The organism is Stenotrophomonas sp. TWI602, assembly GCF_039674045.1.
GTDB lineage: Bacteria > Pseudomonadota > Gammaproteobacteria > Xanthomonadales > Xanthomonadaceae > Stenotrophomonas.
Genome location: NZ_JBDJMT010000001.1, coordinates 290,616 through 301,923, shown reverse-complemented (window position 1 = coordinate 301,923; position 11,308 = coordinate 290,616). Strand labels below are relative to the sequence as shown.

Below are 11,308 nucleotides of genomic sequence, written 5' to 3'. Positions count from 1 at the left end.
GCGGGCCAGCAAGGGTCGCGGCAAGGCAGGCGTGCCTTGCCGCTCGGTGGCGTTACTGGAAAGGGATCAGTGCGTTGCGGCAGCGGCTGGACGGCTGTCCAGCGCGCGGCTGAGCAGCTCGACATTGCCCAGCGAAAGCAGATGGGCGTAGATCAACCCGAGGTCGCCCGAACGCGCCAGATCCTGGAGCGCCTTGCCCTTCAATTCGCGCAGCTTCTGCTCATCGACCACAAAGAAGCCATCCAGCGAGAAGCCCTCGCCCAGCGCGGTCTGCACGTTCACCTGCCGCGGCACCAGCAGCCCATGGCTGGCCAGCGCCGCACTGAAGGCACGCGTACGCGCCAGATGCACCTGGTATTCCTGCAGGAACTGCAGTGCGTTGCTCAGCAGCGGGCTGTCCTTGCCCTCGTCATCGAACAGCGGCGCACCTTCCTCGCCACCTTCGCGGATGCCCGCATATGCCTCATCCAGGCACACGGTGAAGTCGCTGCCCTTCTCATCGCGTTCGGCAAGCACGAAGGGATAGCGGCGCAGAAACGCCGGGACATAGGCCCCTTCGGCCCAGCTGCCCTGCTCATCGACCATCAGGTTCTGGCCGGCGCGCAGGCCCAGCAGTGCGGCCGGCACCACCGCGTCGGCGCTGCTGCCGGCGAACAGGATCGGGTACTCGCGGGCGACCGGCGCGAATTCCACGCAGGCCAGCGGGACGGAATTGAGCGCGGCGGCGAAGGCAAAATCGCCCGGGGTCGCCACCACCCGATGGTTGCGATGGGCAACGCGGTTGAGCTGGATCGGACGTTCGTAGATGAGCAGCTGCTTCATGGTGGTTCCCCCTGGAGTGATCAAAAAGTGTCCCTTGCCAAATAACCGTGGAAAACAGGCCACTCCCATCAACCCACCGGCTATTCATCACACTTTTTTAATGAATCCGTTCATAAACAGCTGCCGCCCGGCCATGGGGGTCATGGCTGTGACGACCCCCTCAGACGAACATGCCGCCCGAGGCTTCCACGCGCTGCGCCGTGATCCACGCGGTCTGCGGCGACAGCAGCGCCACCGCCACCGGGCCGATGTCATCGGGTTTGCCGGGGCGGCCCATCGCGGTGACCGAGGACACCATCGCATTGACCTGCGCATCGTCGCGCACGCGCCCACCGCCGAAGTCGGTTTCGATCGCGCCCGGGGCGAGTGTGTTGGCACTGATGCCACGTGCGCCCAGTTCCTTGGCCAGGTAGCGGGTGAATACCTCGATGCCGCCCTTCATCATCGCGTAGGCCGAGCTGCCCGGCAGCGAGAAACGCGCCAGCCCGCTGGACACGTTGAGAATGCGGCCGCCATCGGCGATCAGCGGCAACAACGCCTGGGTCAGGAAGTACGGGCCCTTGAGGTGCACGGCGACCAGCGCGTCGAACTGCTCGACCGTGGTGTCGGCGATCATTGCGTGCAGGCCTTCGCCGGCGTTGTTGAGCAGGCCCTGCAGCTGGGTTTCCCCCCATCCCTCCAGCACGCGGCGGACCTGGCTGGCGAATGCGGGGAAGCCGGCGCTATCGGCCATGTCCAACGGAATCGCGGCGGCGCGGCGTCCCAGTGCTTCGATCTTGGCGACCACGTCCTGCGCGGCATCGGCCTGGCTGCGGTAGGTGAGGACTATGTCGGCGCCATCGGCGGCCAACGCGAGGGCGGCGTTGCGGCCGAGGCCACGGCTGCCGCCGGTGATCAGGACGACTCGGGTTGCGTTGCTCATGTCAGTGCACCTGCTTGGGGAGTGGGGCCAGCGTATTGATATTGCCGTGCGGCATAAATCAGTGGATGCTGATTTGACTGTCCAGACATTGCGAACAATCTATGGATCGCCTCGATCACCTGCGCTGCTTCCTGCGCGTCGCCGAACTGGGCTCGTTCACCGGGGCGGCCGACAGCCTCGGTTTGCCCAAGGCCAGTGTCTCCCTCGCCGTTCAGCGCCTGGAAGCAGAGGTGGGTGTGCAGTTGCTCCACCGCACCACGCGCCGTGTGCAGCTGACCGCCGATGGCGCCCAGTTCCAGACCCGCGCGCACGATCTGCTGCACGACATGGACGACCTGCAGGGCATGTTCCGGGTGGACACCAGTCAGTTGAAGGGCCGCCTGCGCGTGGATATGTCCAGCGGACTGGCCCGCCAGCTGGTGATCCCGCAGTTGCCGGACTTCCTGGCCCAGCACCCCGGGGTGGAAATCGAACTGAGCGGTACCGACCGCCGGGTGGATCTGATCCGCGAGGGCTTCGACTGCGTGCTGCGGGTCGGGCCGCTGGATGACAACACCCTGGTCGCCCGCCCGCTCGGGCAGCTACGGATCGTCAACTGCGCCAGTCCCGCGTATCTGGCGGCCCGCGGTACGCCCGCCACGCTGGACGATCTCGCCAGCCACGCCCTGGTCCACTATGTCGGCACGCTGGGCCAGCGCTCACCGGGGTTTGAGTATCACGACGGCGAGGCCTATCGCAGCCTGCCGATGGGCGGGGCGGTGACCGTCAACAGCGGGGATGGGTATACCGCTGCGGCGCTGGCCGGGCTGGGCATCATCCAAGTGCCGCTGCTCGGCGCGCGCCCGGCGCTGACCGCAGGAACGCTGGTGGAGATCCTTCCCGGGCTGCAGGCTGAGCCGATGCCGGTGACGCTGCTCTATGCCCAGCGCCGCCACCTGCCGCGTCGCGTCGCCGCCTTCATGGACTGGGCGGCAGCGGTGATCCGGCCGGAACTGCTCCCTGCCCTGTGACGCAACAGCGCGGGCGCGGCGAAAAGGCGCACATTGACGCACCTTCATGCAGATTACCGCACACAATCGCGACGGTTCTGGTAAAGTATCGGGCCAATACAAGCAGTACCACGCACGAATGCGCATGATCAGGCATGTCGGCATGGTGCTACCCGCCCTGACCGAGGTTACCCATGACCACCCAGGACGCCCTGCCGGGCGAACGCCAACAGACCATCCTGCGCCTGCTGCGCGACCACGGCCGCGTCATGTCCGCGCAGCTGGCCATCGAGCTGCAGGTCTCGGAAGACTCGATCCGCCGCGACCTGCGCGAGCTGGCTGCGCAGGGTCTGTGCCGCAAGGTGCATGGCGGCGCACTGCCGGCGGCCCCGGCGTTCCCGGCGTTGGCCGAGCGCCACGAAAAGGACCATGACCGCAAGCGCGCGTTGGCGCGGATCGCGGCGGCCCAGGTCCTGCCCGGGGAGCTGGTCTTCCTGGACGCCGGCTCGACCAATACCGTGATCGCCAGCTGCCTGCCCGAGCACCAGGGCCTGCGGGTGGTCACCAACGCGCCGGATATCGCGTTGGCCTTGATGGCGCGTCCGGGCATCGAGGTCAGCCTGGTCGGCGGCCGCATGGACCCGCGCATCGGCGCGACGGTGGGCGCGCAGACACTGGAAGCGATCCGTGCGCTGCGCGTGGACGTGTGCTTCGTCGGCACCTGCGCGGTGGATGCCGAGGCTGGCATCTGGGCGGTGGATGGCGAGGAAGCAACGCTCAAGCGCGCCCTGCTTGCCGCCAGCAGCCGCTGCGTGGTGGTCGCCACCAATGACAAGCTCGGTGCACAAGCCTCACACCGCATCGGCGATGTGGACCAGATCGATCTGCTGGTTGTCGAAGCCGATGCCCCGCCCGCCCAGGTGGTGGCGTTCGAGCGTCGCGGTGTCGCCCTCCAGCGCGCTGCGCAGCACTGAGGCCCGAATTCCATGTCGACGCTTTCCGCTCCTTCGTCCCTGCTTGCCCGCAGCCAGCAGCACGCCACCCGCGCAGCCTTCTTCCTGCCCGGCTTCGCCACCGCAGCCTGGGCGCCGCTGGTCCCGTTCGCCAAGAACCGCACCGCCCTGGATGAAGGGTCGCTCGGCCTGGTGCTGCTGTGCCTGGGTGCCGGTTCGCTGCTGGCGATGCCGATCGCAGGCATGCTCGCTGCGCGCCACGGCTGCCGCGCGGTCATGATCGCCACGCTGGTGATGGTGATCGCCACCCTGCCCCTGCTCGCCGTCGCCCCTTCGCCGCTGACCCTGGGCCTGGTGTTGTTCGTGTTCGGCGCCGGCGTGGGTGCCTGCGACTGCGTGATGAACATGCAGGCGATCATGGTCGAGCGCGACAGCGGCCGGCCGATGATGTCCGGCTTCCATGCCTTCTACAGCATCGGCGGCGCGGTCGGTGCCGGTGCGATGACCGCTCTGCTGGCGTTCCACCTGCCGCCGTGGCTGGTGTGCCTGCTGGCCTCGGCGGTGATGGCCGCCCTGCTGGCACTCTCGCTGCCGTACTGGCGGACCGACAAGGCACCCAGCGATGCGCCGATGTTCGCGGTGCCGCATGGGGTGGTGCTGGCGATCGGCGTGCTGTGTTTCGTGGCGTTCCTGGCCGAAGGCTCGGTGCTGGACTGGAGCGCGGTGTTCCTGCATGAAGTGCAGCACGTTGATCCCTCCCGCGCCGGCCTCGGCTATCTGGCCTTTGCCATCGCGATGACCATCACCCGGCTCGTCGGCGATGGCGTGGTGGCCAAGCTCGGCCGCCATCGTTCGATCCTGATCGGCAGCCTGGTGGCGGCATCCGGCTTCGCCCTGGCAACGTTCGCCACCTGGATGCCACTGGCACTGTGCGGGTATGCGCTGGTCGGCCTGGGCTGCGCGAACATCGTTCCGGCGCTGTTCTCGATGGCCGGCAACCAGAAGGTCATGCCGGAGAGCCTGGCCATCCCGGCAATCACCACGCTCGGCTATGCCGGTGTGTTGGCCGGCCCGGCGCTGATCGGCTTCGTCGCGCAGGCCAGCAGCCTGGTGTTAGCGTTCAGCGCGGTGGCAGTGACGCTGGTACTGGTCGGGCTGTGCGCGCGGTGGGTGCGCGCCTGAGGCCGCCCAGGCCGCTCAGACGCTAGCGCCCGTAGCGCGCGAGGATCACCAGCGCCAGCAGCGCGATGGCGCTCAGTACCAGCACCAGCAGGAAGACCATGCGATAGCGCGCGGCCTTTCCCTGTTCGCGGCGCAGGCGCTGGCGGTAGGCCGGGTCACGCAGATAACGGATGGGGCTGATCCTGAACAGCGGCGCCAACAGCAGATCGATTACCTCGAGCATCCCTGTCTCCTTGGGCGCCCGGGCCAACGGCGCTGCGCCAGCGTTGCACGCGGCAAGGCCCCGGGCAACCCCGCTCAGCCTCGCAGCACACGCGCAACCTGCCCCTGCCCGCTCCGGACCGCCGTACGCATGCACACCCTTCCCGCACGCCGCTCCCTCAACAAGGGCGTGGCGGCCGCTGGCGTTACCATCGGGTGACTGCTGACCGGATGCGCACCATGACGGACCTTTCCTTCGATCCCCGGCCGCGCCGCGCGGCCTTCCGTGCGCTGCACGAGGAAGGCTGCTTCGTGCTGCCCAACCCGTGGGATGCAGGCAGCGCACGCTACCTGCACAGTCTCGGCTTCCAGGCGTTGGCCTCGACCAGTTCGGGTTATGCGTGGAGCCAGGCCCAGGCCGACGGCACGCTGACGCTGGAGGAGACCCTCGCACATCTGCGCAGCCTGGCCGCGGCGACCCCGTTGCCGTTGAATGCCGATTTCGGCGATGGCTTCGGCTCGCTGGAAGCAGTCGGCCGCAACGTCACCCTTGCCATCGCCACCGGCGTGGCCGGCATCTCCATCGAGGATGCCAGCCCGGATCCCGCGCATCCGCTGCGCACGCTGGACGATGCGGTGGCACGGGTACGTGCCGCCCGCCGCGCGATCGACGCGTCCGGCGAGGACGTGCTGCTGATCGGCCGCGCGGAGAATTTCTTCGTCGGCCGGCCCGACCTGGACGATGCGATCACCCGCCTGCGTGCCTATGCAGAAGCCGGTGCGGATTGCCTGTATGCGCCGGGCATCACCAACCGCGAGCAGATCGAAGCGGTGGTGGCCGCGGTGGCGCCGCGACCGGTCAACCTGCTGGTTGGCAGCGCGCTGCCGTTCACCCTGCAGGACATCGCCGGCATGGGCGTGCGCCGGGTCAGCGTGGGTGGTGCGATGGCGCGCACCGCCTGGGGCGGGATGATGCGGGCCTCGCAGCTGCTGATGGACGAAGGCCGCTTCGACGGCTTCGCCGATGCGGCCTCCGGGGCGGTGTTGAATCAGTTGTTCCGCTGATCGGGGATCAATGGCTCGACAGCACCACCACCGCACCGGTGACCAGCGCGATCCCGACCCAGCCGATCGGGCGCAACCGGTTGCCGAACAGCACGCGCCCGCAGAGGGCCGTGCCGATCACGCCGATGGCACCCCACATCGCATAGGCCGTGGCCAGATCCATGGTTTTGACCGCCTGACCGAGCAGCGCGAAGGCGATCCAGACCAGCACGATCGCGGCAAAACCCCAGGCCGGCTTACGGAAGCCATCGGATTTGGCCACCATCATGTTGGCCGCGATATCGATCAGTGCCGAGCACAGCACGAAAAGGAAGGCAGTGAGGTTCATGGCGTGTGCGCCTCGCCGAGGGTGACGCAGACGATGCCGACCGCCGCCATCACCAGTCCGATCATCTGCTGCACGGACAGACTGTCCTTGAACACGAACATGCCGACCAGCGTCAGCAGCGTCAGGCCCAGGCCCTCCCACACGGCGTAGGCCACGCCCACCGCGATACCGCGCACGGACAGCGCCAGGAAGTAGTACGAAATGGCCAGCGCCACGGCCATTACCACATAGCCCAGATAGCCCCCATGACGGGCGGCATCGGCCATGAACGAGGTGCCGACCACTTCGGCGACGATCGCCACGGTCAGGCAGGCCCAGGCGATCAGACCGCCACGGGCACGGGGTTGCGAATGCACCTGTGTGTGCATGGAAAGCTCCTTGATTGCGGCCGCGGGATGACACCCGTGCGACGCGCCCATTATCATCGCCATTTCCGTCAGACCAAAGATGGAATCCATCGATAAAGGCGATACATCAATGCGCTACGGCCCCGAATCCCTGCACGCCTTCGTGGAAGCGGCTGCGCTAGGCTCGTTCTCCGCCGCCGCGCGCCGCCTGAAAAAGACCCAGTCGACCATCAGCACCGCGATCGCCACGCTCGAGGCCGACCTGGGCCTCACGCTGTTCGACCGCAGCGGCCGCTACCCGGTCCTGACCGAGGACGGCCGCAAGGTGCTCGGCCATGCACAGGAAATCCTCGCGGCCGCCGACCGTTTGGAGCAGCTCAGCATCCGCTTGGCGGATGAGGTCGAGCCGCGCCTGAGCCTGGTGTTCTCGGACATTTACCAGCTCAACCCGGACCAGCACCTGCTGCGCCGGTTCGAGCAGCGTTTTCCGGATATCGAACTGGAGTGGCTGGATGCCGAAGGCAGTGACGTGCTGGACGTGGTGCAGCGTGGGCGTGCCCATCTCGGGCTGATGCCGCATCAGCCGGCCTACCCGTCCGAACTGGCGGTGCGCGCCCTGCCCCTGCGCGCAGAGATGGCGGTGTTTGTTGCCGCCGGTCATCCGCTGGCCGCGCTGCACGCGCCGGACGAATCCCACCTGGCCAGCCACCGGCAGATCTGCCTGAGTGGCGATGCGGCGCGCGAGGGCCACGCACGCGGGCTCACGTGGTCGGCCTCGGACTATCTGATGGTGCTGGAGATGGCCGAGGATGGCTTCGGCTGGGCAGCGTTGCCGCGCGCACTGGTGGCGCGCTATGGCCGGGGCATGCTGGTGGAGCTGCCCCTGCCCGGCTGGCCGCGGCTGGTCTCCACCGATGCGGTATGGCACAAAGGCGCGCCGCTGGGGCCAGCGGCGCTGTGGTTGCTGGATCAGTTCCTGGGGGCGGCCAACGCGTAATCGATCGCCGCGCAGATTGCCGCCACCTGGGCGTCATTGCACTGCTGCGGTGTGGCACGCGGGCTGTCCGGGTACACCTCGGTGGTGGTCGTGTATCTGGCGCCGCTGACGCTGGCGCACAGGCCCAGTTTTTCCAGCGGGTACTCGATCACCCCCGGGGCGACCACCGGGGAACCGATGATCTCGCCCTTGTCGTCGGCCGGGGCGATATGGGTCACCCGCTCGACGGCGGCATTGACCGCGGTCTGGAAGGCCGGCTGCGGGTTTTCGGTGTCATCGACCAGGTAGAAACCATCCGGGATCAGGCCGGGCTCGAATGGCTTGCCGTCGCGCGCGGCCAACGCCGGGCGGAACTCGGTTTCATCGGTGTCCGTGGTTTCGTGCAGGTCGATATGCATCACGATGCTGCCGCGCAGGGGCGCGACCAGTGCGATCAGCGCAGCCGATTCGGCCGCCGGGCTGTTGGCCATGAACGAACGGTTCGGATCGATCGCCTCGGCGTTCCAGCGCTGGATGCGCTCGTAGCCCCACGGGCTGACGCAGGGCACGACCAGCAGATTGGCGCGCCCGGCGTATTCGGCCGCGCGGGTCTGCAGGAACTGCAACGCGCCCTGCACGCCGCTGGTTTCGTAGCCGTGGATGCCGCCGGTGACCAGCATCGTCGGCAGTGCGGGGTTCCACTCGCGGCTGCGCACGGCAAACAGCGGGTATTGGTCCGGGGCGTACTCGATCGTGCCGTACCGGGTCACGTCGAAGCTGCCGCGCAGCGCCTCGACGGCCGGCAACACGTCATCGGCATAGCGGCGCTGCGGCACCTGACGAGCGCGCCACTGCGCCTTCTCCGCTGCGCCCCAGGGCTGGCCGGGGGTGCCGATGGGATAGAAGGGGGCGTTGGTCATGGCGTGCTCGTCTGTGCTGCGGGTGGAAACGTGATTTTACCATCGCCGCACACGGCGGCCCGAGTTACGCCCGGGCAAGCTGCGCGATCGCCTCATCGGCAGGCCGGTCACCTTCAGTCAACTCGATGATCGTGCGCCGCACCTGCGGATGCTCCACCAGCGCCACCAGCGTGGCGGCCACATCGGCGCGCGGGATATCACCATAGGCAATCGCCGGGCCCGCCGTGACGCGGCCAGTGCCCGGCGCATCGCTCAAGGTGCCCGGGCGCAGGATCACCCAGTCCAGATCAGTCGCGGCCAGATACACGTCGGCGCGCTTCTTGACCGTCATGTAATTCTCGAAGCCCTCGCCCATGCCTTTGTTGCGGCCGGCTTCCGGGAATGCCGAAACCAGCAGGAAGCGGCGCACGCCCGCCTGCCGCGCCGCATCCACCGCAAGCTCCAAGCCGCGGCCATCGATGGCGTTGGTGACCTCGATACCGGCACCACCCGCACCGGCGGTGAAAACAACCGCGTCACTGCCGCGCATCTGGCCGGCCAGCGTGTTCACGTCGGTGGCGGTGAGATCGCCGGTGACCGGCGTTGCGCCCAGGTCGCTCAGTTCAGTGCCCTGCTCGGCGCGGCGATGCAGCGCCAGCACGCGATGTTGCTTGTTGGCCAACTGCTTGACCAGGTGACGACCGACCTTGCCGGCCGCGCCGACGATGAAAACGGTACTCAAGACGGTTCTCCTGTTTCAATCGGCCTGTGAGGGTACGCAGGTGGATGTGACACGGCCGTCCCCATCGCGGGGCGTGGTTCAGTTGCCGCTGTACTGCGCGTCGCTGACCTGCTCCAGCCACGTCACCGGTGAGCCATCGACCGCTTCGGCGATCGCGATATGGGTCATTGCGGTGGCAGCTTTCGCACCATGCCAGTGTTTGACGCCCGGCGGAATCCAGACGATGTCGCCCGGACGGATCTCACGCGCGGGTTTGCCCCATTCCTGCACGCTGCCGATGCCTGCGGTGACGATCAGCGTCTGGCCCAGCGGATGGGTATGCCACGCGGTGCGTGCGCCGCGCTCGAAGGTGACCGTGGCGCCGCTGACGCGCGCCGGCGCATCGGTCTGGAACGGTGCATCGATGCGCACCCGCCCGGTGAAGTACTCGGCCGGGCCGGCGGCCGAAGGGGCAGTACCGGCAGTGGTGATGCGGATGGGCGCGGTCTCGGCGGGTACGGTGGCCACCATGGAAAGCGACAGTGCTGCGGTGAACAGGTCCATGAAGCGATCTCCTGTGGGGAGCAGCGGTTCGCACCGCCGGGAGGGTCACTGTAGGCGCGCACCCACGTGGGTACTAGCCATCGCGATCGGCATGCAGCCATGACCGCAGCTCATCAATCGCAAAGCGAAGCTCCTTGAGCTCATCAGTCGGCAGCGCGCATCATGGACGCGCATGACTGCCATGCGCCCTTGGCCCTGCCCATGGCCCGCGAGAATTTCAACGACCTGCACGTGTTCGTCACCGTCGCGCGCGAGCGCAGCTTTACCCGTGCGGCCGCGCAGTTGGGTGTCTCACAATCCGCACTCAGCCACACGGTGCGCGGGCTGGAAGAGCGCCTCGGCGTGCGCCTGCTGACCCGCACCACGCGCAGCGTCTCGATGACCGAGGCCGGCGAGCGGCTGTACGAGACCGTCGCCCCGCGCATGCAGGAGATCGAGGCCGAGGTCGCCGCGATCAGCGAGTACCGTGACCGGCCCGCTGGCACGATCCGCATCACCACGGCCGAGCATGCCGCCAACACGATCGTCTGGCCCCGGCTGTCCGCCGTGCTGCCCGCCTACCCCGATCTGCATGTGGAACTGACCATCGACTATGGCCTGGCCGACATCGTCGCCCAGCGCTACGACATCGGCATCCGTCTCGGCGGCCGCGTGGCCAAGGACATGATCGCGGTGCCGATCAGCCCGCCGCTGCGCATGGCCATCGTGGCCAGCCCCGCCTACTTCGCCACGCATGCCGCGCCGCAGCTGCCGGCCGACCTGGCCGCGCACAACTGCATCGGCCTGCGCCTGCCAACCCATGGCGGGCTGATGGTGTGGGACCTGGAAAAGAACGGCGAAGAAGTAAACGTGCGCGTGGATGGCCAATGGACCTTCAACGGCAGCAGTGCGATCCACCGCGCGGCGCTGGCCGGTGCGGGCCTGGCCTATCTGCCCGAGGACATGGTGCGCGATGACATCGCCGCCGGCGCACTGCGGCGTGTCATGGAAGACTGGTGCGATCCGTTCGACGGGTACTACGCCTACTACCCCAGCCGCCGGCAATCCTCGAGCGCCATGAAGGTCGTGATCGAAGCACTGCGCGCAGACCGGTAGAGCCGACCGTTGGTCGGCTGACGCAGCGCCCGATCACCCGTAGAGCCGACCGTTGGTCGGCTGGCGCAGCGCCCGATCACCCGTAGAGCCGACCGTCGGTCGGCTGGCGCGGTGCCCGATCACCCGTAGAGCCGACCGTTGGTCGGCTGACGCGGCGCCCGATCACCCGTAGAGCCGACCGTTGGTCGGCTGACGCAGCGCCCGATCAAGGGCAGCCTACCAACGGTCGGCTCTACCGTGCACC

General features: G+C 67.9%; 14 protein-coding genes. 6 read left to right on the top strand and 8 right to left on the bottom strand.

Annotated features, from left to right (window positions below):
* Positions 1 to 66: 66 nt before the first annotated feature.
* Together ABE483_RS01420 and ABE483_RS01415 are read right to left on the bottom strand one after the other, a co-directional pair.
* The gene (locus ABE483_RS01420) at positions 67 to 822 is read right to left on the bottom strand and encodes a SapC family protein (RefSeq protein WP_313211953.1); all 756 of its coding nucleotides are present in this window, start codon (positions 820 to 822) and stop codon (positions 67 to 69) included.
* A gap of 160 nt (positions 823 to 982) precedes the next feature.
* Positions 983 to 1,744 carry an SDR family oxidoreductase gene (locus ABE483_RS01415; RefSeq protein ID WP_313211954.1) on the bottom strand — a complete coding sequence of 254 codons (762 nt, stop codon included), beginning with the start codon at positions 1,742 to 1,744 and terminating at the stop codon, positions 983 to 985.
* Between the two features lie 101 nt (positions 1,745 to 1,845).
* Here ABE483_RS01415 and ABE483_RS01410 point away from each other — a divergent pair, with 101 nt between their 5' ends.
* The 3 genes from ABE483_RS01410 to ABE483_RS01400 all read left to right on the top strand — a co-directional run bounded on the left by ABE483_RS01410 (position 1,846) and on the right by ABE483_RS01400 (position 4,868).
* Positions 1,846 to 2,754: a LysR family transcriptional regulator gene (locus ABE483_RS01410; protein WP_346480917.1), complete on the top strand. Its 909-nt coding sequence runs from the start codon at positions 1,846 to 1,848 to the stop codon at positions 2,752 to 2,754.
* A 173-nt stretch (positions 2,755 to 2,927) separates the two neighbouring features.
* Positions 2,928 to 3,707 (top strand): DeoR/GlpR family DNA-binding transcription regulator, encoded by a 780-nt coding sequence (locus tag ABE483_RS01405; RefSeq protein ID WP_346480916.1) that lies wholly within the window; start codon positions 2,928 to 2,930, stop codon positions 3,705 to 3,707.
* Between the two features lie 12 nt (positions 3,708 to 3,719).
* Positions 3,720 to 4,868 carry an MFS transporter gene (locus ABE483_RS01400; protein WP_346480915.1) on the top strand — a complete coding sequence of 383 codons (1,149 nt, stop codon included), beginning with the start codon at positions 3,720 to 3,722 and terminating at the stop codon, positions 4,866 to 4,868.
* Positions 4,869 to 4,890: 22 nt separating this feature from the next.
* Here the strand turns inward: ABE483_RS01400 and ABE483_RS01395 are convergent, their stop codons facing one another.
* Complete coding sequence (locus tag ABE483_RS01395; RefSeq protein ID WP_313211960.1) at positions 4,891 to 5,091, bottom strand: hypothetical protein; 201 nt, start codon at positions 5,089 to 5,091, stop codon at positions 4,891 to 4,893.
* Positions 5,092 to 5,300: 209 nt separating this feature from the next.
* On the opposite strand from ABE483_RS01395, the gene ABE483_RS01390 reads away from it, so the two are divergent.
* A complete protein-coding gene (locus tag ABE483_RS01390) occupies positions 5,301 to 6,134 on the top strand; it encodes an isocitrate lyase/phosphoenolpyruvate mutase family protein (RefSeq protein ID WP_313218504.1) in 834 nt (277 codons plus the stop codon).
* Between the two features lie 7 nt (positions 6,135 to 6,141).
* Here the strand turns inward: ABE483_RS01390 and ABE483_RS01385 are convergent, their stop codons facing one another.
* Both ABE483_RS01385 and ABE483_RS01380 read right to left on the bottom strand, forming a co-directional pair.
* Positions 6,142 to 6,462, bottom strand: coding sequence for a multidrug efflux SMR transporter (locus tag ABE483_RS01385; protein ID WP_346462475.1), 321 nt, complete (start codon positions 6,460 to 6,462; stop codon positions 6,142 to 6,144).
* Complete coding sequence (locus ABE483_RS01380) at positions 6,459 to 6,830, bottom strand: multidrug efflux SMR transporter (RefSeq protein WP_313211963.1); 372 nt, start codon at positions 6,828 to 6,830, stop codon at positions 6,459 to 6,461. Before ABE483_RS01380 ends, ABE483_RS01385 begins: the two co-directional genes overlap by 4 nt.
* 109 nt (positions 6,831 to 6,939) lie before the next feature.
* On the opposite strand from ABE483_RS01380, the gene ABE483_RS01375 reads away from it, so the two are divergent.
* A complete protein-coding gene (locus tag ABE483_RS01375; protein ID WP_346480914.1) occupies positions 6,940 to 7,806 on the top strand; it encodes a LysR family transcriptional regulator in 867 nt (288 codons plus the stop codon).
* Here the strand turns inward: ABE483_RS01375 and ABE483_RS01370 are convergent.
* The 3 genes from ABE483_RS01370 to ABE483_RS01360 all read right to left on the bottom strand — a co-directional run bounded on the left by ABE483_RS01370 (position 7,779) and on the right by ABE483_RS01360 (position 9,969).
* Positions 7,779 to 8,705, bottom strand: a complete 927-nt coding sequence (locus tag ABE483_RS01370; protein WP_346480913.1) for a M14 family metallocarboxypeptidase — start codon at positions 8,703 to 8,705, stop codon at positions 7,779 to 7,781. The two genes, ABE483_RS01375 and ABE483_RS01370, sit on opposite strands and share 28 nt — an antisense overlap.
* A 64-nt stretch (positions 8,706 to 8,769) precedes the next feature.
* Positions 8,770 to 9,426 carry an SDR family oxidoreductase gene (locus tag ABE483_RS01365; RefSeq protein WP_346480912.1) on the bottom strand — a complete coding sequence of 219 codons (657 nt, stop codon included), beginning with the start codon at positions 9,424 to 9,426 and terminating at the stop codon, positions 8,770 to 8,772.
* A 78-nt stretch (positions 9,427 to 9,504) separates the two neighbouring features.
* Positions 9,505 to 9,969 (bottom strand): cupin domain-containing protein, encoded by a 465-nt coding sequence (locus tag ABE483_RS01360; RefSeq protein ID WP_346480911.1) that lies wholly within the window; start codon positions 9,967 to 9,969, stop codon positions 9,505 to 9,507.
* A 201-nt stretch (positions 9,970 to 10,170) separates the two neighbouring features.
* Between ABE483_RS01360 and ABE483_RS01355 the strand changes: the two genes are divergently transcribed.
* The gene (locus ABE483_RS01355; protein ID WP_313219205.1) at positions 10,171 to 11,064 is read left to right on the top strand and encodes a LysR family transcriptional regulator; all 894 of its coding nucleotides are present in this window, start codon (positions 10,171 to 10,173) and stop codon (positions 11,062 to 11,064) included.
* The last annotated feature ends 244 nt before the right edge of the window (positions 11,065 to 11,308 follow it).

What these genes read in the sequence shown, in the direction of transcription:
- ABE483_RS01375 (WP_346480914.1), top strand. Translation starts at nt 6,940, where the DNA reads ATGCGCTACGGCCCCGAATCCCTGCACGCCTTCGTGGAAGCGGCTGCG.
- ABE483_RS01420 (WP_313211953.1), bottom strand. Translation starts at nt 822, where the DNA reads ATGAAGCAGCTGCTCATCTACGAACGTCCGATCCAGCTCAACCGCGTT.
- ABE483_RS01355 (WP_313219205.1), top strand. Translation starts at nt 10,171, where the DNA reads ATGGCCCGCGAGAATTTCAACGACCTGCACGTGTTCGTCACCGTCGCG.
- ABE483_RS01400 (WP_346480915.1), top strand. Translation starts at nt 3,720, where the DNA reads ATGTCGACGCTTTCCGCTCCTTCGTCCCTGCTTGCCCGCAGCCAGCAG.
- ABE483_RS01380 (WP_313211963.1), bottom strand. Translation starts at nt 6,830, where the DNA reads ATGCACACACAGGTGCATTCGCAACCCCGTGCCCGTGGCGGTCTGATC.
- ABE483_RS01385 (WP_346462475.1), bottom strand. Translation starts at nt 6,462, where the DNA reads ATGAACCTCACTGCCTTCCTTTTCGTGCTGTGCTCGGCACTGATCGAT.
- ABE483_RS01395 (WP_313211960.1), bottom strand. Translation starts at nt 5,091, where the DNA reads ATGCTCGAGGTAATCGATCTGCTGTTGGCGCCGCTGTTCAGGATCAGC.
- ABE483_RS01360 (WP_346480911.1), bottom strand. Translation starts at nt 9,969, where the DNA reads ATGGACCTGTTCACCGCAGCACTGTCGCTTTCCATGGTGGCCACCGTA.
- ABE483_RS01390 (WP_313218504.1), top strand. Translation starts at nt 5,301, where the DNA reads ATGCGCACCATGACGGACCTTTCCTTCGATCCCCGGCCGCGCCGCGCG.
- ABE483_RS01415 (WP_313211954.1), bottom strand. Translation starts at nt 1,744, where the DNA reads ATGAGCAACGCAACCCGAGTCGTCCTGATCACCGGCGGCAGCCGTGGC.
- ABE483_RS01405 (WP_346480916.1), top strand. Translation starts at nt 2,928, where the DNA reads ATGACCACCCAGGACGCCCTGCCGGGCGAACGCCAACAGACCATCCTG.
- ABE483_RS01410 (WP_346480917.1), top strand. Translation starts at nt 1,846, where the DNA reads ATGGATCGCCTCGATCACCTGCGCTGCTTCCTGCGCGTCGCCGAACTG.
- ABE483_RS01370 (WP_346480913.1), bottom strand. Translation starts at nt 8,705, where the DNA reads ATGACCAACGCCCCCTTCTATCCCATCGGCACCCCCGGCCAGCCCTGG.